At 61.6% G+C, this 20,215-nt stretch carries 16 protein-coding genes and 1 pseudogene; 14 read left to right on the top strand and 3 right to left on the bottom strand.

Features of this window, described 5'->3' with window-relative positions; genetic code table 11:
* Positions 1–88: 88 nt before the first annotated feature.
* A complete protein-coding gene (locus tag KY494_RS15805; RefSeq protein WP_258194267.1) occupies positions 89–1,003 on the top strand; it encodes a hypothetical protein in 915 nt (304 codons plus the stop codon).
* A 70-nt stretch (positions 1,004–1,073) separates the two neighbouring features.
* Here KY494_RS15805 and yihA read toward each other — a convergent pair whose 3' ends face one another.
* Positions 1,074–1,811, bottom strand: coding sequence for a ribosome biogenesis GTP-binding protein YihA/YsxC (yihA, locus tag KY494_RS15800; protein WP_219136102.1), 738 nt, complete (start codon positions 1,809–1,811; stop codon positions 1,074–1,076).
* 186 nt (positions 1,812–1,997) lie between these two features.
* Between yihA and KY494_RS15795 the strand changes: the two genes are divergently transcribed.
* From KY494_RS15795 to KY494_RS15775, 5 genes are all read left to right on the top strand, one after another.
* Positions 1,998–2,669, top strand: coding sequence for a cytochrome c (locus tag KY494_RS15795; protein WP_219887477.1), 672 nt, complete (start codon positions 1,998–2,000; stop codon positions 2,667–2,669).
* Positions 2,670–2,854: 185 nt separating this feature from the next.
* Positions 2,855–4,951 carry a cytochrome c biogenesis protein ResB gene (locus tag KY494_RS15790; protein ID WP_219887476.1) on the top strand — a complete coding sequence of 699 codons (2,097 nt, stop codon included), beginning with the start codon at positions 2,855–2,857 and terminating at the stop codon, positions 4,949–4,951.
* A 64-nt stretch (positions 4,952–5,015) separates the two neighbouring features.
* Positions 5,016–6,167, top strand: coding sequence for a c-type cytochrome biogenesis protein CcsB (gene ccsB / locus KY494_RS15785; protein WP_219136222.1), 1,152 nt, complete (start codon positions 5,016–5,018; stop codon positions 6,165–6,167).
* Positions 6,168–6,239: 72 nt separating this feature from the next.
* Complete coding sequence (gene msrP / locus KY494_RS15780) at positions 6,240–7,217, top strand: protein-methionine-sulfoxide reductase catalytic subunit MsrP (RefSeq protein WP_219887475.1); 978 nt, start codon at positions 6,240–6,242, stop codon at positions 7,215–7,217.
* A 9-nt stretch (positions 7,218–7,226) separates the two neighbouring features.
* Positions 7,227–7,880, top strand: coding sequence for a sulfite oxidase heme-binding subunit YedZ (locus KY494_RS15775; protein ID WP_219887474.1), 654 nt, complete (start codon positions 7,227–7,229; stop codon positions 7,878–7,880).
* Here the strand turns inward: KY494_RS15775 and KY494_RS15770 are convergent.
* A complete protein-coding gene (locus tag KY494_RS15770; RefSeq protein ID WP_219136107.1) occupies positions 7,877–8,059 on the bottom strand; it encodes a lipoprotein in 183 nt (60 codons plus the stop codon). The two genes, KY494_RS15775 and KY494_RS15770, sit on opposite strands and share 4 nt — an antisense overlap.
* Before the next feature lie 40 nt (positions 8,060–8,099).
* Here KY494_RS15770 and cyaY point away from each other — a divergent pair, with 40 nt between their 5' ends.
* Positions 8,100–8,429, top strand: coding sequence for an iron donor protein CyaY (cyaY, locus tag KY494_RS15765; protein ID WP_219887473.1), 330 nt, complete (start codon positions 8,100–8,102; stop codon positions 8,427–8,429).
* A 143-nt stretch (positions 8,430–8,572) separates the two neighbouring features.
* Here the strand turns inward: cyaY and KY494_RS15760 are convergent, their stop codons facing one another.
* On the bottom strand, positions 8,573–10,918 hold the full coding sequence (locus KY494_RS15760; protein ID WP_219887472.1) for a penicillin-binding protein 1A: 2,346 nt from the start codon (positions 10,916–10,918) through the stop codon (positions 8,573–8,575).
* Positions 10,919–11,209: 291 nt separating this feature from the next.
* Here KY494_RS15760 and pilM point away from each other — a divergent pair, with 291 nt between their 5' ends.
* From pilM to KY494_RS15725, 7 genes and pseudogenes are all read left to right on the top strand, one after another.
* On the top strand, positions 11,210–11,851 hold the full coding sequence (gene pilM / locus KY494_RS15755; protein WP_219887471.1) for a pilus assembly protein PilM: 642 nt from the start codon (positions 11,210–11,212) through the stop codon (positions 11,849–11,851).
* Entirely contained in the window at positions 11,848–12,396 is a 549-nt protein-coding gene (locus tag KY494_RS15750) for a PilN domain-containing protein (protein ID WP_219887470.1), read from the top strand. Before pilM ends, KY494_RS15750 begins: the two co-directional genes overlap by 4 nt.
* Before the next feature lie 15 nt (positions 12,397–12,411).
* Positions 12,412–13,434 (top strand): pilus assembly protein PilP, encoded by a 1,023-nt coding sequence (locus KY494_RS15745; protein ID WP_219887469.1) that lies wholly within the window; start codon positions 12,412–12,414, stop codon positions 13,432–13,434.
* A 98-nt stretch (positions 13,435–13,532) separates the two neighbouring features.
* Positions 13,533–14,858: pseudogene (locus KY494_RS15740) on the top strand (type IV pilus secretin PilQ); the annotation flags it as partial.
* A 97-nt stretch (positions 14,859–14,955) separates the two neighbouring features.
* Positions 14,956–17,184, top strand: coding sequence for an Ig-like domain-containing protein (locus KY494_RS15735; RefSeq protein WP_219887467.1), 2,229 nt, complete (start codon positions 14,956–14,958; stop codon positions 17,182–17,184).
* 102 nt (positions 17,185–17,286) lie between these two features.
* A complete protein-coding gene (gene aroKB, locus KY494_RS15730; protein ID WP_219891612.1) occupies positions 17,287–18,906 on the top strand; it encodes a bifunctional shikimate kinase/3-dehydroquinate synthase AroKB in 1,620 nt (539 codons plus the stop codon).
* 1 nt (position 18,907) lies between these two features.
* Positions 18,908–20,044: a deoxyguanosinetriphosphate triphosphohydrolase gene (locus KY494_RS15725; protein ID WP_219887466.1), complete on the top strand. Its 1,137-nt coding sequence runs from the start codon at positions 18,908–18,910 to the stop codon at positions 20,042–20,044.
* The last annotated feature ends 171 nt before the right edge of the window (positions 20,045–20,215 follow it).

Here is a 20,215-nt window from a genome sequence, read left to right as displayed (position 1 = left end):
CGAGGAAGTGTTCCCAAAAGCAAGGGACTCTGGCACTATGGCTGCCCTGTAATGTTATTTCTTCGCTACACAGAAAGCACGATTCATTTTGCATGACACGACCCATTTGTTGGCTGCCGATTCCGATGTTTGCCCCACCTGCGGGCAAGTGATCCAGCCACTACCGGCCTACGGGTCCAGGACCAGCACCACGCGCAAGGTTGCGCTCGGCGTGTCCGTCTTGCTGCACGTGCTGCTGGCGGCGTATGTTCTGTTGCGCAGCGACAAGATAGAAAAGATTCCGCCGCCGAAGAAGGAAAGCGCGATGGTCTACATCGCGCCGCTGAAGGACAAGCCGCAACCGAAGCCGCAGCCGCAGCCGAAACCCACGCCCAAGCCGAAGGACACGAAAGTGGCCAAGGTGAAACCGCCGCCGGCACCGAGCAAGCGCGTGGTGAGCAAGGACGTGCCGCGCGACAAGCCGAAACTGGAAACATTCACGCCGCCGCTGGTATCGAAAGTGCCGTTGCCGCCGCCACCGGCCGAAGACATGAGTTCGATGATCGAGCAGCGCCGCAAGCAGCGCGAGGCGCAGAACCCCGCGCCGCCGGCCGAGGAAAGCGAGAACGACCGCGCCATGCGCGTGGCCAAGGCGAATATCGCCGGCGCGCAGGGCCGCAATTCGGGCAGCGACCGCGAGGATTCGGGTGGCGTGTTTTCCATCGTCAACCAGACCTCGTTCAGCGCCGAAGTCAAGTTCAAGGGCTGGAACGGCAACTTCAAGCGCAATTGGCTGAAGCAGGAAAAAGTCGAACTGGGCAATGAACCCGATATCGAATCGGCCATCATCAAGAAGATGATCCAGTTGATCCGTGCCGAAAAACCGGGCGACTTCGTCTGGGAATCGCGGCGCCTGGGGCGTAACGTCAACCTCAGCGCCCGCGTGGAAGATACGGCCGAGCTGACTGCCTTCCTGCGTCAGGAATTCTTTTCGGAGAAGCGGCCAGGGCCGGGACGGCGTTAAACGCTCAGCGCAATCAAAAAAGGCTGCACCGTGTGAACGGGCAGCCTTTTTTACGTAGCGTTGATCTCGATCAAGCCGGTTTGTCGGACTCCGGCTCGACGTCGTCTTCCATGTCGATCAGTTCGACCATCTGGGCCGCGCTATCTTCGCTGATGCCGGCCAGTTCCATGATCTTGTCATTGGCTTCGTCGATGCCGACTCTTTTCAAGGCCGAGAACAGTTGCACGGTGAACGGGAAGCCGACGCCGTCTTCATCGACATAGCTGTCGAGCTTGGCTTTCGCCTGGCGCAGCGCGTTGACCGATTCATTGCGGTTCAGCTTATCGACTTTGGTCAGGATGCAGTGGATCGGTTTACCCGTGGGGGCGAACCATTCCAGCATCTGGACGTCCAGGTCGGTGAACGGACGGCGCGAATCCATGATCAGGACCAGGCCCGCCAATTGCTCGCGGCGCTGCACGTAGTCGCCCAGCAGGCGCTGCCAGTGCAGTTTGGCCGAGCCCGACACTTCCGCGTAGCCGTAGCCCGGCAAGTCGACCAGCAGGCATTCGATCTCTTCGACGATGGTGGCATCCTTGCGATGCTGCGCCACGTGGGCGCCGCCGATGGAGAAGTAGTTGATGTGCTGGGTACGGCCAGGTGTCTTGGAGGCGAACGCCAAGCCTTTCTGATTACACAAGATGTTGATGGCGGTCGATTTACCGGCATTGGAGCGGCCGGCAAAAGCGATTTCCGGCACCGTGGTATCGGGCAGGTCACGCAATTGGTTGACGGTCGTAAAGAAGCGGGCTTGCCAGAGTTTTGACATGGGAGTAGTAAAGCAACAAAATGGAGCGATAAGGGAGCGATAACGCCAAGAAGCTATTGTACAATAAGGGATTGTTAATTGTTGCCGGCGTAGCAGCGATGCGGCTTGCGGCCCTGAAAATAAATCAAAAATCTCAGGAGCGCGGCAATGTCCACCACTAATTTCTCACTGTCTCAGGGTGCCTGAATGAATCGTGCGTTTTCACCGTTGTTCAAATCCATGCTGCTCGCTTTGCTGGCTGTATCGGCAACTGCCTCCGCGGTCGAAGCACCGAAACCGGCCGTCAAGGCTGACGCCGCCAAGGGCGCTACCCTGTACGCCGATGGCGATGCGGCGCGCGGCTTGCCTGCCTGCGTATCGTGCCATGGCGCGGCCGGCAACTCGACCATCACGGTCAATCCGAAGCTGGCCGGCCAGCACGAAAGCTATATCTACAAGCAACTGGTCGACTTCACCACGCCGGAGCGCAACCAGCCCGTCATGACGACGTACGCGAAGATGCTCAGCGACGCCGACAAGAAGAATATCGCCGCCTACCTGGGCGCGCAGCTGTCCAAGCCGGGCGCCGCGAAAAACAAGGATACGATTGACCTGGGCAAGAAAATCTACCGTGGTGGCATTGCTTCCAAGCAAGTTGCCGCCTGCGCCAGCTGTCATGGCGCGACGGGCAATGGTATTCCCGTCCAGTATCCGCGCATCGCCGGCCAGCACCAGGACTACACGGTGGCCCAGCTGACCATGTTCCGCAGCACCAAGGTGGATGCCCGCAAGAACAGCGCGCAAATGCACACCATCGCCGCCCGCATGTCGGATGACGAGATTGCCGCCGTGGCCGACTATATCGCCGGCCTGAAGTAAGTTTTCATAGTGGCAAGAGATTGCCAGGCGCAGCAGCGCGCATGAACCAGGGCGGCCTTTTCAACAGGCTGCCCTTTTTTATGGCAGGGGCCAAACAGGAGTATGCTGCCGCCTTGCGCGGAGAAACTATCTGCTCCATGCCTACATTTTCTTGAAGATTGCATATCCCGTATGAGTATCCACGTATGAGCACAGGCACGACCGGAATCGAGTTAAAGACCCAACGCCGCGGCCTGGCTGAATTCGTCGAGCTGGTCTCGTCGATGCGCTTTGCCATCAGCCTGCTGACCCTGATCGCCGTGGCGTCCATCATCGGCACCGTGCTCAAGCAGAACGAGCCCATGCCCAACTATGTGAACCAGTTTGGTCCATTCTGGTTTGCCGTCTTCGACAAGCTGAGCCTGTATTCCGTGTATTCGGCCTGGTGGTTCCTGGTGATCATGGGTTTCCTCGTCGCCTCGACCTCGCTGTGCATCGTGCGCAATGCGCCGAAGATGCTCAAGGATATGCGCAGCTGGCGCGACAATGTGCGCGAGCAATCGTTGCGCAATTTCCATCACAAGATGGAATGGCAGGCGCCGCTGCCGCGCGCCGTGCTGGCGCAGCAGATGGTGATGCGCCTGAAAGACAGCGGCTATGCGGCCAAGGTGGTCGAGAAGGACAACGCCACCCTGGTGGCGGCCAAGCGCGGCGCGGCCAATAAATGGGGCTATATCTTTGCCCACGGCGCCATCGTCATCATTTGCGTGGGCGGCTTGCTCGATTCGGAAATGCCGATCCGCGTACAACAATGGTTCTTTGGCAAGACGCCGTTTTCCGGCAGCGGCGTGATCGCCGACATTCCCGCCCAGCACCGGCTGAGCCTGTCGAACCCCACTTTCCGCGGCAATACCATGATCCCGGAGGGTTCGTCGAGTAACACGGCCATCATTCCCCAGGCCGATGGCGTGCTGATCCAGGATCTGCCCATCACGATTTTGCTGAAGAAATTCCACATCGATTTCTACAGCACGGGCATGCCCAAGCTGTTCGCCAGCGATGTCGTCATCACCGACCATGTGACGGGAGAAAGTTTTCCTGCCACCATCAAAGTCAACCAGCCGCTGCTGTACAAGGGCCTGGCCCTGTACCAGTCCAGCTTTGAGGATGGCGGCAGCAAGCTCAAGTTGACGGGTTTTCCCATGACGGGCAAGACGACGAAACGCTTCGATATCGGCGGCGAAGTGGGCGGCAGCACGCCGCTTGAGCGCAGCGATGGCAATTCCTACACGGTGGAATGGTCGGGTTTCCGTCCCTTCAACGTGGAAAACCTCAGCGCCGGCCAGGATGTGCGCGCCGTCAGCAAGGCGGAAAGTTTCAACGATAAATTTGCCGTCGGCCTCGATAAACGCCTCGGTTCGGCCGCGAAGAACGCGCATAACAAGGATCTCAAGAACGTCGGCCCCTCGGTGCAATACAAATTGCGCGACAAGACGGGCCAGGCGCGCGAGTACCAGAATTACATGCAACCTGTCACCGTGGATGGCACGACGGTGTTCCTGGCCGGCATGCGCGTCAATCCCAGCGACCCGTTCAGCTATCTGCGCATTCCCGTCGATGACAATTACAGCGTGACGGAATGGATGCGCTTGCGTGCCGCGCTGCAAGATCCGGCGCTGCGCCAGCAGGCCGCCGCGCGCTATGCGGCGCGCGCCATGCCGCAGGCGAACGCGGAAGCCCTGCGCGGCCAGCTGCAGGAATCGGCAGCGAAAAGCCTGGGCATCTTTGCCGGCAATGGGCAAGAGGGCGGTTTCCTGGCCATTTCGCGTTTCCTGGAGAAAATTCCTGCCGCCGAGCAAGAAAAAGCGGCCGACATCTTCATGAAAATCTTGAATGGCAGCCTGTGGGACTTGTGGCAGGCGGCGCGTGCGCAGGATGGCTTGAAGGCCATCGAGGCCGATGACAAGCACGGCCGCTTCCTGCAACTGGCCACGAATGCGCTGTCCGACAGCTTCTTCTATGGCGCGCCCGTGTATCTGCAGCTGGACGAGTTCACGGAAATCAAGGCGTCCGTGCTGCAAGTGACGCGTTCGCCGGGCAAGAGCGTGGTCTACCTCGGTTGCCTGTTCCTCGTGATCGGCGTGTTTTCCATGTTTTATATCCGCGAGCGCCGCCTGTGGGTGTGGATCAAGGATGGCGAAGGCGGCAGCGTAGCCCTGATGGCCATGAGCACGCAACGCAAGACGCTGGATTTTGAAAAAGAATTTGAGACTTTGAAGGCAAAGCTGCCGCAATCGGCGTAAGCTGCGCTGAGTTGGATTGGCTGAGTTTCGGGACGCTTGCGCGTCGCCGGGAATGGAGAAAATGATGGAATTGGCAAACAAGCAAATATATACGCAGGAACCAGGATTTTTCAAGCGCCTGAGCCTGATCGATTGGCTGTATGGCGCCGGCTTGCTGGCGGCCTCCCTGTTCGGCCTGATGCGCTTTGGCGCCTTCATGGATATCTATGAAAAGGCCATCCTGCTGGCCGCGGCGCCCACGTTCGCGTGGCTGGGCTGGTACTGGAAGCCCGTGCGCTGGCTGATCCCGCTGGCGGCCGTGCTGTCGCTGTTTGCCATCGAGCTGTACTCGGGCCACCTGGAGATGGCGAACCAGAAATTCTTCCTCAAATACATCTTGTCGAGCCAGTCCGCCATCTTGTGGATGGGCACCCTGTTCGTGCTGTCGACCCTGTTTTACTGGATCGGCCTGGTGGCGCGCTCGGAATTTGGCTCGTCCGTCGGCTCCCTGCTGTGCTGGGCCGGCGTGGTGCTGGGTCTGACGGGCATGCTGGTGCGCTGGTACGAGTCTTACCTGATCGGCGCCGACGTGGGCCATATTCCCGTGTCGAACCTGTATGAAGTGTTCATCCTGTTTTCCTTGATCACGGCCATGTTCTACCTGTATTACGAGCAGCATTATGCGACGCGCCAGCTGGGCGCCTTCGTCATGCTGGTCATTTCGGCGGCCGTGGTGTTCCTGATGTGGTACACGGTCACGCGCGACGCGGCCGAAATCCAGCCGCTGGTGCCGGCCCTGCAAAGCTGGTGGATGAAGATCCACGTGCCCGCCAACTTCATCGGCTACGGTACCTTTGCCCTGTCGGCCATGGTGGCGGCCGCGTATCTGCTCAAATCGAGCGGCTACCTGGTCGACCGCCTGCCGTCGCTGGAAGTGCTCGACGACGTCATGTACAAGGCCATTTCCGTGGGCTTTGCTTTCTTCACGGTAGCGACCATCCTGGGCGCCCTGTGGGCGGCCGAAGCATGGGGTGGCTACTGGTCGTGGGACCCGAAAGAAACCTGGGCGCTGATCGTCTGGCTCAACTATGCAGCCTGGCTGCACATGCGATTGATGACGGGCTTGCGCGGCCGCGTCGCTTCTTGGTGGGCGCTGGTGGGCTTGCTGGTGACGACGTTTGCCTTCTTGGGCGTCAACATGTTCCTTTCAGGCCTGCATTCTTACGGCAAACTTTAATGACAGAAGCGTCATGAACGGCCCGGAAAAACTGGTGTAAGGTATATCCAATCACCTTTTTCCGGAGCCGCCATGTTGATCAAGCGCAGTCCCAACGGCATCGAATTGCCGTATTCTTCCGAAATCACGCCGCGCGCCGTGTTTGAATCGCGCCGCAGCTTCATCAAGCAAATCGCCCTGGGCTCCGTGTCCAGTGCGGCCTTGCTGGAAATGGCCAGCCGCGAAGCGTTCGCGCAAGGCAGCAATCCCAAGCTGGCTGCCAAGCTCAATCCCGCGTATTCGGCGCTGGACAAGCAGACGGCCTATAAAGACGCCACCAGCTACAACAATTTCTACGAATTCGGCACGGACAAGAGCGAGCCTGCGCAAAACGCGGGCACCTTGCGCACGCGGCCGTGGACGGTCAGCATCGAAGGCGAGGTCAAGAAACCCATGATCTTGGACCTCGACGCGCTGCTGAAGCTGGCGCCGCTGGAAGAGCGCGTCTACCGGCTGCGCTGCGTGGAAGGCTGGTCGATGGTGATTCCGTGGGTCGGTTATTCCTTCTCGGAAATCATCAAGAAGGTCGAGCCGACGGGCAATGCCAAGTACGTGGAATTCATCACCCTGGCCGACAAGAAGCAAATGCCGGGCGTGGGCGGCAGAGTGCTGCAGTGGCCGTATACGGAAGGCTTGCGCATCGACGAAGCGAACCATCCGCTGGCGCTGCTGACCCTGGGCATGTATGGCGAAACCTTGCCGAACCAGAATGGCGCGCCCGTGCGCATGGTCTTGCCGTGGAAATATGGTTTCAAGTCGGCCAAATCCATCGTCAAGATCCGTTTCGTCAAGGAACAGCCGCGCACCTCCTGGAACCTGTCGGCGCCGTCCGAATATGGTTTTTACTCGAATGTGAACCCGAACGTCGATCATCCGCGCTGGTCGCAAGCTTCCGAGCGGCGCATCGGTGAAGACGGCTTTCTCACGCGCAAGCGCAAGACCCTGATGTTCAATGGCTACAACGATGTCGCTTCCTTGTACGCGGGCATGGATCTGAAGAAGTTCTTTTAAGGAAACACCATGGCCCTCAACCCCACGCCGAGACAATTGTCGCTATTCAAAAGCCTGGTTTTTCTGCTGGCGCTGCTGCCATTCGCGCGCATGGTCTGGCTGACGTACACGGGGCAACTGGTGGAGCCGCTGGAATTCATCACGCGCGGCACGGGCGACTGGACCCTGTATTTTATCTGCATCAGCCTGGCGGTGACGCCCTTGCGGCGTTTCACCCAATGGAATTGGCTGATCAAGCTGCGCCGCATGCTGGGCCTGTTCGCGTTTTTCTACGCGGCGCTGCACTTCACCACGTTTTTATGGTTCGATCACTTTTTTGATGTGCAGGAAATGTGGAAGGATGTGCTCAAGCGGCCGTTCATCACGGTGGGTTTTATTGCCTTTGTCTTGCTCATTCCGCTCGCCGTGACGAGCACGAATGGCATGGTCAAGCGCCTCGGTGGCAAGCGCTGGCAGTGGCTGCACCGGCTGATCTATGTGATCGCGCCGCTGGGTATTTTGCACTTCTGGTGGATGAAGGCGGGCAAGCACAATTTCGCACAACCGATCCTGTTCGGCGGCATCGTCGCGCTACTGCTGGCAATTCGTGTGTATTTCGCCTGGAGCAAGCGAGAGAAGAGCGCCAGGGCGGCGAAGACAGCCACCCCGGTGCGTTCCGTTTAGGTGACTGGCACGATCACGGGTGGCGGCGGCACGGGCGCCGGTTCGACCGGGCCTTTTGCCGGCGCGCCTTTGGCCGCGGGTGGCTTGGGCAGGTACAGGGCGCCGGGCTGGCCACAGCCGGCCAGGACGCTGGAAACCACAATGGCAATGCCGATATAAAACGCTGAGGATGACTTCACGATTAGAATCACGGTTTGATTAAGATCTTTGGAGTGTAGCATGAGCGAATCGGAATTCCTGGCCCTGGCCGAAGCCACCCTGACCCAGATCGCCGCGGCGCTGGACCGGCTGAACGATGAAGACGTGCTCGACGTCGAATGCAGCCGCAGCGGCAATGTGCTGGAAATCGAGTTCATCGACAACGGCACGAAAATCATCGTCAACAGCCAGGCCCCCATGCGCGAAATGTGGGTGGCCGCCCGTTCCGGCGGTTTTCATTACAAGCGTGTGGGCGATGAATGGCTCAACACGCGCGACGGCTCGGAACTGTTTGCCGCCTTGTCCACCATGGCCAGCGAGCAGGCGGGCGCGCCCGTTGTGCTGAAGTAATTAGCTCATCGAGACGTAGGTCGGATTAGCGGCGAAGCCGCGTAATCCGACACCACCCGGGCGCTAACAATGTTGTCGGATTACGCGCTTGCGGCCTCGGCGGCCCCCGCTAATCCGACCTACCCGATCCCCCGCAATTTCCGTCAGAACAACTCGTTCTTGACGGCTTCCTTGGCTTTCTCTTCCTCCGGCGTGCCGCGCGCCGCGCCTTCCAGGCTGCCGACGCCCGTGCCCGGTGGATTTTCCGCATAGTAATACTCGTCGCCCACGCGTATCAGGCCTTCCGGTACGGCGCGTTCCTCGACGGGAATGCTTTTCAATGCCTTCGCCATGTAGTTGATCCAGATCGGCAAGGCCAGGCCGCCGCCCGTTTCCCGGTTGCCCAGGTTGCGCGGCTGGTCGTAGCCGATCCAGGCGATGCCCACCAGCTTGGCCTGGTAACCGGCGAACCAGGCGTCGATGGAATCGTTGGTGGTACCCGTCTTGCCGGCCAGGTCAGGGCGCTTCAAGGCCATGGCCTTGTTCGCCGTGCCGAAGCGCACGACATCGTTGAGCATGCTGTTCATCATGAAGGCATTGCGCTCGTCGATGACGCGGTTGGCTTCCTCGCCCGCCAGATCCGGCTTGGCTTGCGACAGGATATTGCCATCGCTATCGGTCACCTTGGCGATCAGATACGGGTTGATCTTGTAGCCGCCATTGGCGAACACGGCATACGCGCCCGCCATCTGCAGCGGCGTCACGTTGCCGGCGCCCAGGGCCAGGGTCAGGTAGGGCGGGTTCTTGTCCGCATCAAAGCCGAAGCGCGTCGCGTATTCCTGGCCATACTTGGCGCCGATCTTGTGCAGGATGCGGATGGAAATCATGTTCTTCGATTTCATCAAACCCTTGCGCATGGTCATCGGACCATCGTATTTGCTGTCGTAGTTTTTCGGTTCCCACGCCTGGCCGCCCGTCTGGCCCGCGTCGAACGAGATCGGCGCATCGTTGATGATGGTGGCTGGCGACAGGCCCCGTTCCAGCGAAGCGGAATAGATGAAGGGCTTGAAGGCGGAACCGGGCTGGCGCCACGCCTGCGTGACATGGTTGAACTTGTTGCGGTTGTAATCGAAGCCGCCCACCATGGCGCGAATGGCGCCGTCCGTGGTGCTGGCCGAGACGAACGCCGATTGCACTTCCGGCATCTGCGTCAAGACCCAGGTGTTGTTTTCTTGCATGACGCGGATCACGGCGCCGCGCTTGATGCGGCGGTTCGGCGCCGCTTTTTCTGACAGCCAGGCCGCGCCGAAGGTCAGGCCGGGGCCGGTAATGGTAATTTCCTCGCCGGCTGACGTGACTGCCTGCAACGATTTGGGCGACGCCTGCAGCACCATGGCGGCGATGATGTCGTCGCTGTCCGGGTGGTCGGCCAGTTCCGTCTCGATGGCGTCGTCCGCTTCGGCCTTGGTTTTCGGAATCTCGATATACGCTTCCGGGCCGCGGTAGCCGTGGCGTTTCTCGTAATCCATCACGCCCTTGCGCAAGGCAATGTAGGCGGCGTCCTGGTCGGCCTTGGTGATGGTGGTGTAGACGTTCAGGCCGCGCGTATACGTGTCTTCCTTGAATTGCTCGTAGACCAGCTGGCGCGCCATTTCCGACACGTATTCCGCGTGCACGCCGAAGGCGCTGCTGTCGGTCTTCACTTTCAGCTCTTCATTTTTCGCTTCTTCGAACTGCGCCGGCGTGATGTAGCCCAGCTGCGCCATGCGCTGCAGAATGTATTGCTGACGCATGCGCGCGCGTTTCGGATTGACGACCGGGTTGTAGGCCGACGGCGCCTTCGGCAAGCCGGCCAGCATGGCCGCTTCGGCCACGGTGAGATCCTGGATATTCTTGCCGAAATAGATTTGCGCGGCCGAGGCGAAGCCGTAGGCGCGCTGTCCCAGATAAATCTGGTTCATATACACTTCGAGGATCTGGTCCTTGCTGAGGTTTTTCTCGATCTTCCATGCAAGCAAGACTTCATACGCCTTGCGTTTCAAGGTCTGTTCGCTGGACAGGAAGAAATTGCGCGCCACCTGTTGCGTGATGGTCGAGGCGCCTTGCTTGGCGCCACCCGTCAGGTTGTGCAGGGCCGCGCGCGTGATACCCAGATAGTCGACGCCACCATGTTCATAGAAGCGGTCATCTTCGATGGCCAGCACGGCTTTCTTCATGACATCGGGAATATCCTTGATATGCACCATGTTGCGCCGCTCTTCACCGAACTCGCCGATCAGCACACTGTCGGACGTGAACACGCGCAGCGGCATCTTTGGCTTGTAATCAGTCAAGGTATCGAGCGCCGGCAGGTTCGGATAGGCCATGGCCAGGCCAAACACCACCAGCAAGACGCCGACGATGCCCAGGCCCAGCAGCGATACCAGGGCCATTAGCAGAAAACGTTTGGGTTTGCTGCCCTTGGTGGGCGGCTTCGAGCCAGCGGAGCCAGCGGTGTTTGAAGATGTCATGCGTCGTATGTCTTTCGGTTAATTATGCCGGTCAATTATAAGCGAGCTTGCCGGGGTGGCAGCGCGCCGTGGCGCTTGCCGGGGGAGTATCGAAACTTGCCGATACTCTATATAAGCGCGTATTGGCCCGCTGGCAACCAGGATTTGGTAACAATTATTCTGCGCCAGATCACGGCCCCGCCAGATAGGCGCCGCGCGCCGCAGACACCAGCGTGAAATCCGTTTACAAGCCAGCGCTGCCGGGACTAGGCTTGCGGATGGCAGCAACCCCTCCCACGCTGACGTTTCTCTATGAAAAACATATCCATCCGCAGTTTTCTTGGCATCGGTTTGCTGGGCATCGATATGGCGGACGATGCCGTGCGCGTGGTCGAGTTGAGGCGCCGGCGGGGAAAATTGTCATGCCGGCATTGCGGCAGCGCCGCGCTGGCGGCAGGAGTGATGCTGGAAGGTCATGTCGAAGATCCACAGGGCCTGGCCAGCGCCGTGCGCCTGGCATGCCGCAACAGTGGCAGCGGCTGCACCCGCGTGGCGCTGGCCATGCCGGCCACGGCCCTGATCACGCATGCGATCCGCCTGCCCGCCGGCTTGCCGGAGGAACAGCTGGAAATCCTCGTGGAGCTGGAAGCGGCCCAATACATGCCGTTTGCGCTGGAAGACGCCAGCCTGGATTTTTTCATTCTCGGCCCCGCGCCGCCGCTTGCGGGCCAGACAGGCAGGGAGATCGACGTGCTGCTGGTGGCGGCGCGGCGCGCCAGCGTGCAGCGCCGCCTCGATGCGGCCATGGCGGCCGGCTTGACGCCCATCGTCATGGATAGCGAGGCGCTGGCCCTGCAGGCGGCGCTCGCGCAGGGTGGCTGGCAAGCCTTGCCGGACGGCGGCCTCAGTTATCAGCTGGCCTGGGGCCTGGCCATGCACCGGTACGCGCGATGACGGCCGTGGCGCAAGTGCCATGCATCAACCTGTTGCCGCATCGGCAGGCGGCACGGCGTCGGCGCAGTCAACAGCTGCTGTGGCAGCTGGTTGGTGGGGCGGTGCTGGGATTGCTGTTGGCCCTGGCGGCAGGCGCCTGGCTGCAGCAGCAGCTCGACGTGCAGCTGCGTCGCCAGCAAGGCTGGCGCCATGCCATGCAGCAGGTGAATGCCATCCTTGCCACCGGCAAGCGGGTGCAGGGAGAGACAGCGGCACTGCTGCTGCGCCAGCAGGCCATTGCCAATTTGCAAGAGCAACGCCATGCCTGGGTGCGCATGCTGGACGCGCTGGCGCGGGCGATGCCGGCCGGTGTGGCCTTGCACAGTGTGCGCCAGGAATCGGCGATGGTGCGCCTGCAAGGGCATGCCATTTCGCAGGAAAAGGTCGCAGCATTGCTGCAGGCGCTGGAGCAGGCAGCACCCTGGTCCCGCCCGGAAGTGATTGAAGTGCGCGGTGCGGCAGATGGCGCCGTGGAATGGACGATACGGCTGGCGTTGGCACCCTAGTCTTGGAGGTTGATCATGCTGAGCTTGAAGACTGCGTCGCTGTGGCCGCTACCCGCGCGCCTCGCGTGCGCCAGCCTGGCCGGTACGCTGGTGGCCGCGCTGCTGCACCTTGCGTGGCTGGAGGGACTCATGGCCGCCGTGCAGGCGGCGCAAGACGAGGAAGGCCGCTTGCGCGCCGGGTATCTGGCGGCGCAAGCCAGGGCGAGCCAGTTGCCGCAGTGGCGTGCGCAGCGGCGCCAGGCCGGCGCCGAGCTGGCCCAGCTGGAACAGCAATTGCCCGACCAGCAAGCGATGGCGGTGCTGTTGACGGACATTAACGCCGCAGGCCAGTCGCGCGGACTGCAATTTTCGCTGTTCAAGCCGGGCGCGGCCCGGCCGCAAGCGCCGTATGTCGCCTTGCCGATCGCCATACAGTTGCGCGGCGGCTATCACGCCATGGGCGCGTTGCTGGGGGACCTGGCGCGCCTGCCGCGCATCGTCACGGTGCATGAGCTGGCCTTGACCCAGGGCAAGGATCGCTTGCTGACCCTCGATGCCGTGCTGCACGCGTATCGCTTGCCCGAAGCGGGGGAGCTGGCGGCACAAGCGGCATTGCCTGCAAAGACCGGCGCGCCGGCATGGCGCCCGCTTGCCGCTGTCGTGCCGCAGCCGTACGCGGCCGCCGCCCTGGCCGACCCTTTTAATGCATTGGCGGCGGCAAGCGCGCCGGGCCAGCATGGCAGTGTGGCCGGACCCGACCCGCGCCGCGTGCGCGAGCCGCTGGAAAGCGTCGCCTTGCCGGCCATCAGCATGGTGGGCAGCGTGCAACAGGGAGGGCGCCTGAGCGCGCTGCTGCTGGCGGGCCAGCGCGTGTACCGGGTGGCGGTGGGCCAGTATCTGGGGCCAGACCACGGCCGGGTCACGCAAATCAGCGAACAGGCGCTGCAGTACAAAGAGTTGCTGCCGGACGCGGGCGGCGGGTGGCGCGAACGGCATGGCAGCCTGTCCCTGCAAAGACCGGGTGACGCCAGGGCCAGTGTGCCGGAGGTCACGCCATGAAGCCGTCTGTGTGGATGTGTTCGATGTATTGGCTATTGCTGCATGGCGCCGCCCTGGCCGGGGACGAGGCGGTGGTGCCGGTGACGGCGCCGCGCCAGTATGCCGGCGAGAAAATCTCCGTCGATTTCCAGAACGTGGGCGTGCGCGCGGCCCTGCACATCCTGGCCGACGCGTCGGGGAAAAACATCATCGCCAGCGACAGCGTGGCCGGCAATGTGACGATGCGCCTGCGCGACTTGCCGTGGGACCTGGCGCTCGACGTGCTGCTGCAGGCGAAGGGCCTGGACATGCGGCGCAATGGCAACGTGCTGTGGATCGCGCCGCGCGAGGAAATGCTGGCGCGCGAAAAACTGGAACTGGAACAGCGCGCGCAGATCGCCGAACTCGAACCCTTGCAATCAGCCATCTTCCAGCTCAATTACCAGAAGGCCGAAGCATTCCGTACCGTGTTCGGCCTGGACGCGGGGGAAGGGCGCAGCCGGCTGCTGTCGCGCCGTGGCAGCGTGCTGATCGAGCCGCGCACGAACCAGCTGTTCGTCACCGACGTGCCGGCGCGCCTGGAGCAGATCCGTCAGCTGATCGCCAAGACGGATATTCCAACGCGGCAAGTGATGATCGAGGCGCGCATCGTCGAGGCGAACGACAGCTTCAGCCGCAACCTGGGCGCGCGCCTGGGTTTTACGGACCAGCGCCTGGCAGCGGGCCAGTTGCCGGGTTTTTCGCTCGGTGGCAGCGGACGCCGCGCGGCCATCGGCGGCACGTATCAGGGCGTGGGCGAGGCGACGGGGCAAACGGTGGCCGGCGCCGGCGCCTTCGTGCCGAACACGCAATTCGTCAACTTGCCGGCCGCCAGCATCAATGGCTTGCAGCCGGCCAGCTTCGCCCTGAGCCTGTTTTCGGCGGCCGCCAACCGCTTTTTAAACCTGGAGTTGTCCGCGCTGGAAGCCGATGGCAGGGGCAAGATCATTTCCAGCCCTCGGGTGGTGACGGCCGACAAGGTACTGGCGCTGATCGAGCAGGGCATCGAACTGCCCTACCAGGTGGCCACCAGCAGCGGCGCCACTTCGATCACGTTTCGCAAGGCGAACCTGCGCCTGGAGGTCACGCCGCAGATCACGCCGGACGGCAACGTGGTGCTGGAAGTGGATGTGAACAAGGATAGCGTGGGCCAGGAAACGCGTTTCGGCTTCGCCATCGACACCAAACACGTGCGGACGCAAGTGATGGTGGAAGACGGCGGCACGGTGGTGCTGGGTGGCATTTATCAGCAGTCCGAACGGGGTACGGACAGCAAGGTGCCGCTGCTGGGCGACATCCCCGTGCTCGGTGTTTTTTTCCGCAGCACGGGCCGCAGTCAAGAAAAAACGGAACTGATGGTGTTTATTACGCCGAAAATAGTGGCAGATCGGCCAGCAACACGTTAATGTCACATCTTTACGTTTAAGTAACAATGCAAACGAAAGCGGACTGATGGCGACTATGCGGAATTTCTCTTTAGGCAATACCTCTTGGAGTAGGGCATTGAATTGGCTGGCTTTGCTGGTCTTGAGCACTGTGCTGGCCGCCTGTGGTGGCGGTGGCGGTGATCCGACCATTGATGGCGGCAAGGGCGGTGGTACCACCGGTGGTGTGGCCGCGACGGTCACGGTGAGCCTGTTGAACTCGGCCGACCAGCCTGCCATTACGCTAAGCAGCACTGCGCCGCTGACGGCCAAGGCGCTGGTGATCGATAAAAATGGTGCTCCGGTCAGCAATACGATAGTCACTTTCGCCTCCGACGCCACATTGGTAACGCTGTCGTCGAGCAATGGCACGGCGCTGACGGATGCCAAAGGCTATGCCAGCATCACTGTCTCGGCCTTGAATGCGACGGTCACCGGTGCGGGCAAGCTGACGGCCACTGTCGCGGCGGGCACCGCCATGGTCACCGGCGAGGGGAGTTATGAAGTCAAGGCGGCGCAGGCTGCGGGCGCGAAAATGACGCTGTCGCTGTTCAGTGGTAGCAGCGCCAGTAACGCGCTGTCGAGCGCCACGCCGCTGACGGCCAAGGCGTTGGTGACCGATTTGAACGGCAAGCCGATCACCAACGCCCTGGTCGCATTCTCCACTGACAATACCATGGCAGTGATGTCACCATCGGTAGGGACAGTACTGACCGATGCGACAGGCACGGCCAGCGTCACGCTGCGGCCATTCAGCCTGTCGGCCAGCGGCGCGGCCACTTTGCAGGCGACGACGACGGCCAATGGTGCCGTTGCCGGCAGCCAGATCAATTATGTGCTGGGAGCCACCGACCTGAGTGTGGAGAACATGCGGTTTTCGCCCGCCAGCATCGCGGCCTATGGCACCACCAACGTCACGGTTGATGTCATGGCTGGCACCAGCCTGTACACGGGATCAGGCCAGACGGTCAATTTCAGTTCGACTTGCGTGCAGGCCGGCAAGGCTAGCGTGACCAGTGGCGTGCCGGTAATTAACGGCAAGGCTACGGCTGTTTTCCGCGACCTGGGTTGCAATGACTACGATATGGTCAATGCCACAGTGGCGGGCAGCGCTTCCATGTATCTTCACGCGACGCTGCCGATCGGCCGCGTCGCGCCGGCATCGGTACAGTTTTCCGCCGTCAGTCCGATAGGAAAATCGATCGTGATTCAAGGGCAGGGCGGCATAGCGCGCACGGAAATGGCCACGCTGACTTTCCGCGTATTCGATACTTTCAACAAACCGCTGGTCGGCCAGGAAGTGACGTTTGCGCTGTTGAACGGCCCTGGCATGACGCTCAATAAAGTGACAGACACCACGGATGCCAACGGTGACGTCATCACCACCGTCAATTCCGGCACCACCCCGACCACCTTCCGCGTCAAGGCCAGCTTGGCCTCTGGCATTTCCACTTTGTCCGATTCCATCCTGGTAACGACTGGTTTGCCTGTGCAAACGGCGTTTTCGCTCAGCTCCGTCAAGTCCAGCGTGGAAGGCTGGTCGTATGACAGCCCCGTGGGCAACCCTGCCACGACCGTCACTATCTTGCTGGCAGATCAAGCGGGCAACCCCGTTCCCGATGGTACGCCAGTGGCATTCCAGAGCAACTTGGGCGCCATCGGCTCGTCCAGCATGGGCGGCTGCACCACCATGAACGGCGGCTGCTCGGTCGACTTCCGCAGCCAGAACCCGCGTGTGGCGACCAATCCACCTGTCACGCCCTGCAATGACGTCAGCCATGGCGGCACGCCCGACAGCCTGTGGCCCGGTCTTGCCACCGTCTGCGCCAGCACTTCGGACGGCAGCAAGACGCTGTTCGCGAAGATCGCCATCTTCCTGAGCGGCAGCCGTCCCGAAAATGTCACGCTGTTCGATCAGTCGGCCCAGGTCAGCCTCGATCGCAGCACTTATGATCTGGGGAGCGTTTCAGCCGCTGGAGTGCGTCAATTCAGCCTGCGATTGAGCGATTTGCATCAAAATCCCATGCCTTCCGGGACGACTGTCGCGATCACGAATATGATCAATGGAGTCGGATCCATCACCCCGGATAGCATCCAAAATATCTATCCGCACAACACGCTTGGCGTGGATGACCGTACCGGAGGCAACATTCAAGGTAACCAGGGAGGCCGGCATGCCGTTACAATTAACAGCCTGACGCCGACAAATTGTGTAGCGAATGTGGTCAGCACGTTTAATGTAACAGTGACGACGCCGCTGGGTAACGCCACCAGTTACCCGTTTAGACTGACATTCTCCTGTCCTTGACGCAAGGGGAAACGGGCGCCGTAGAGGCGGTGCCCGCTTATTTTCTGATTGATATAAAAAGTGTCTGAAATTTCCAACAGTAATATTTTCCTTGTCGGCCTCATGGGCGCAGGCAAGACCACCATCGGGCGCATCCTGGCCCGCAAACTGGGCTTGCGCTTTGTCGATTCCGACCACGAAATCGAGGCACGCACGGGAGCGACCATCCCGTGGATCTTCGAAATCGAGGGGGAAGCGAGCTTTCGCCGGCGCGAGGCCGAGGTCATTCGCGACCTGAGCGCCCAGCAAGGCATCGTCATGGCCACGGGCGGCGGGGCCATCCTCAATGCCGACAGCCGCGCCTACCTGAAGGAACGGGGCACGGTCGTGTACCTGCGCGCCAGCGTCAGCAACATCCTGGCGCGCACCAGCCACGACAAGAATCGCCCGCTGCTGCAGACGGCCGATCCGCGCCGCAAACTGGAAGAATTGACGACCCAGCGCGAGCCCCATTACATGGAAGTGGCCGACATTGTCATCGACACGGGCCGTCCTAACGTACAATCGATGGTCCAGACAATTCTGATGCAGTTGGCCAGCCTCGAATGCGAGGCCTCGCCCAACTGCGTCATTCATGCAGAGCCTTCGATGAACGAGCAATCCAAAATGTTGTTGAGCGTAGACCTCGACGAACGCAGTTACCCGATCGCCATCGGTCCCGGCCTGCTGGCCGACGCCGATGCGCTGCTGCGCCATATCAGCGGCCACAAGGTGGCCATCGTCACCAATACCACCGTCGCCCCCCTGTACCTGGGCCGCCTGCAGGCCGCGCTGGCCAGCGACGGCCGCGACGTGATCAGCATCGTCCTGCCGGACGGCGAAGAATATAAAAACTGGGCCAGCCTGATGCAGATCTTCGACGCGCTGCTGGCCAATAAATGCGACCGCAAGACCACCCTGGTGGCGCTGGGCGGCGGCGTGATCGGCGACCTGACCGGCTATGCGGCGGCCAGCTACATGCGCGGCATCGGCTTCGTGCAGGTGCCCACCACCTTGCTGGCGCAGGTCGATTCTTCCGTTGGCGGCAAGACGGGCATCAACCACCCGCTGGGCAAGAACATGATCGGCGCGTTTTATCAGCCGCGTGCCGTGATCGCCGACACCTCGACCCTGGAAACCCTGCCGGTGCGCGAGTTGTCGGCCGGCCTGGCCGAAGTGATCAAGCATGGCGCCATCATCGATGCCGCCTTCTTCGACTGGATCGAGGCGAACATGGCCAAGCTGATGGCGCGCGACAAGGGGGCTTTGGCGTATGCGATTGCCCGCTCGTGCGAAATCAAGGCCGACGTGGTGCGCCAGGACGAGCGCGAGGGAGGCTTGCGCGCCATCCTGAACTTCGGCCACACCTTCGGCCACGCCATTGAAGCGGGCCTGGGCTACGGCCACTGGCTGCATGGCGAAGCCGTCGGCTGCGGCATGGTGATGGCGGCCGACCTGTCCTGCCGCATGGGGTATATCGACCAGGCGGCCGTGGAGCGCTTGCGCAAGCTCGTCGCCGCCGCCGGCCTGCCCGTCAAGGCGCCCGACCTCGGTGTCGCGCGCTGGCTGGAACTGATGGAAGTGGACAAGAAGAACGAGGGCGGCGCCATCAAGTTCATCCTGTTGAAACCGCTGGGCAGCCCGTGCATCACGTCGGCGCCGCACGAACTGGTGCTGGCCACCCTGGCCGCCGGAGTGCAATAAGATGCTGCCCGAAGACTTCCTGGCTCCCTATGCGGCCCATTCGGCACAGGGGCAGGGACGTCGCTTTGCCGAGGCGGCGCACGCCTCGCGCAGCCAGTTCCAGCGCGACCGCGACCGCATCATCCATTCCTCGGCCTTCCGCCGCCTCGAATACAAGACCCAGGTTTTCCTCAATCACGAGGGAGACCTGTTCCGCACGCGCCTGACGCACAGCCTGGAAGTGGCACAGGTGGGCCGCTCCATCGCGCGCAACCTGCGCCTCAATGAAGATCTGGTCGAAGCCATCGCGCTCGCGCATGATCTGGGCCACACGCCGTTCGGTCACGTGGGCCAGGATGTGCTCAATGAGTGCATGCAGGCGCACGGCGGCTTCGAGCACAACCTGCAAAGCCTGCGCGTGGTCGATACCCTGGAAGAGCACTACGGTGCCTTCGATGGCTTGAACCTGATGTTCGAGACGCGCGAAGGCATATTAAAACACTGCTCGCTGGCGCATGCGCGCGAACTGGGGCCCGTGGCCCAGCGCTTCATCGACCGCACGCAACCGACCCTGGAAGCGCAGCTGACCAACCTGGCCGATGAAATCGCCTACAACAGCCACGATATCGATGACGGCCTGCGTTCGGGCCTGATCACCATCGCGCAGCTGGAAGAGGTGGAATTCTTCGGCCGCCTGTGGCGCGACGTGCAGCAGGCGTTTCCCGGCCTGTCGGGACGGCGCGCCATCTACGAAACCCTGCGCCGGCTGATCACGGCGCTGGCCGACGATCTGATCGTCACGTCGACCGGCTTGATTGCCGATGCGGCGCCGCGCGATGTGAACGAAGTGCGCGCCAGCCCCCCGCTGATCCGCTTTTCGGATGCCATGCGGCGCGATGCGACGGACCTGAAACGCTTCCTGCGCGCGAACCTGTACCGCCACTACCAGGTCAACCGCATGCGCGTCAAAGCGAGCCGCATCGTGCGCGAACTGTACGACAGCTTCATGGCCGAACCGTCCCTGCTGCCGCCCGATTATCAGGTCAATGGCGATGATGTGACCAAGCAGGCGCGCAAGATCGCCGACTACATCGCCGGCATGACGGACCGCTACGCGATCCGCGAGCACCGCCGGCTGTATTCGCTCGACGAGCTGTAACGGTTACTGCGGGGACTGACATGCCCGCGCGACGCTGCGTGTCGGGTTACGCCGTGCCGGCTAACCCGACCTACCAATGCAAGCGCTCATGGGGAATCCGACCTACTCCGCATTGTCGATCCTGTCAATTGGCATGATCATCTAGGCCCCCACCCGATCACCCCAATATCC

Origin of the sequence: Janthinobacterium sp. PAMC25594, from assembly GCF_019443505.1 — a bacterium.
Taxonomy (GTDB): domain Bacteria; phylum Pseudomonadota; class Gammaproteobacteria; order Burkholderiales; family Burkholderiaceae_D; genus Janthinobacterium.
The sequence above is the reverse complement of the archived record's forward strand: the minus strand, read 5'-3'. Positions and strand labels throughout refer to the sequence as shown.

Bases quoted from the DNA above. Each gene is read 5' to 3' on its own strand.
- KY494_RS15795 (WP_219887477.1), top strand. From the start codon at position 1,998: ATGAATCGTGCGTTTTCACCGTTGTTCAAATCCATGCTGCTCGCTTTG.
- KY494_RS15760 (WP_219887472.1), bottom strand. From the start codon at position 10,918: ATGACATCTTCAAACACCGCTGGCTCCGCTGGCTCGAAGCCGCCCACC.
- KY494_RS15750 (WP_219887470.1), top strand. From the start codon at position 11,848: ATGACGGCCGTGGCGCAAGTGCCATGCATCAACCTGTTGCCGCATCGG.
- KY494_RS15790 (WP_219887476.1), top strand. From the start codon at position 2,855: ATGAGCACAGGCACGACCGGAATCGAGTTAAAGACCCAACGCCGCGGC.
- KY494_RS15745 (WP_219887469.1), top strand. From the start codon at position 12,412: ATGCTGAGCTTGAAGACTGCGTCGCTGTGGCCGCTACCCGCGCGCCTC.
- KY494_RS15725 (WP_219887466.1), top strand. From the start codon at position 18,908: ATGCTGCCCGAAGACTTCCTGGCTCCCTATGCGGCCCATTCGGCACAG.
- pilM (WP_219887471.1), top strand. From the start codon at position 11,210: ATGAAAAACATATCCATCCGCAGTTTTCTTGGCATCGGTTTGCTGGGC.
- yihA (WP_219136102.1), bottom strand. From the start codon at position 1,811: ATGTCAAAACTCTGGCAAGCCCGCTTCTTTACGACCGTCAACCAATTG.
- msrP (WP_219887475.1), top strand. From the start codon at position 6,240: ATGTTGATCAAGCGCAGTCCCAACGGCATCGAATTGCCGTATTCTTCC.
- cyaY (WP_219887473.1), top strand. From the start codon at position 8,100: ATGAGCGAATCGGAATTCCTGGCCCTGGCCGAAGCCACCCTGACCCAG.
- KY494_RS15775 (WP_219887474.1), top strand. From the start codon at position 7,227: ATGGCCCTCAACCCCACGCCGAGACAATTGTCGCTATTCAAAAGCCTG.
- ccsB (WP_219136222.1), top strand. From the start codon at position 5,016: ATGGAATTGGCAAACAAGCAAATATATACGCAGGAACCAGGATTTTTC.
- aroKB (WP_219891612.1), top strand. From the start codon at position 17,287: ATGGGCGCAGGCAAGACCACCATCGGGCGCATCCTGGCCCGCAAACTG.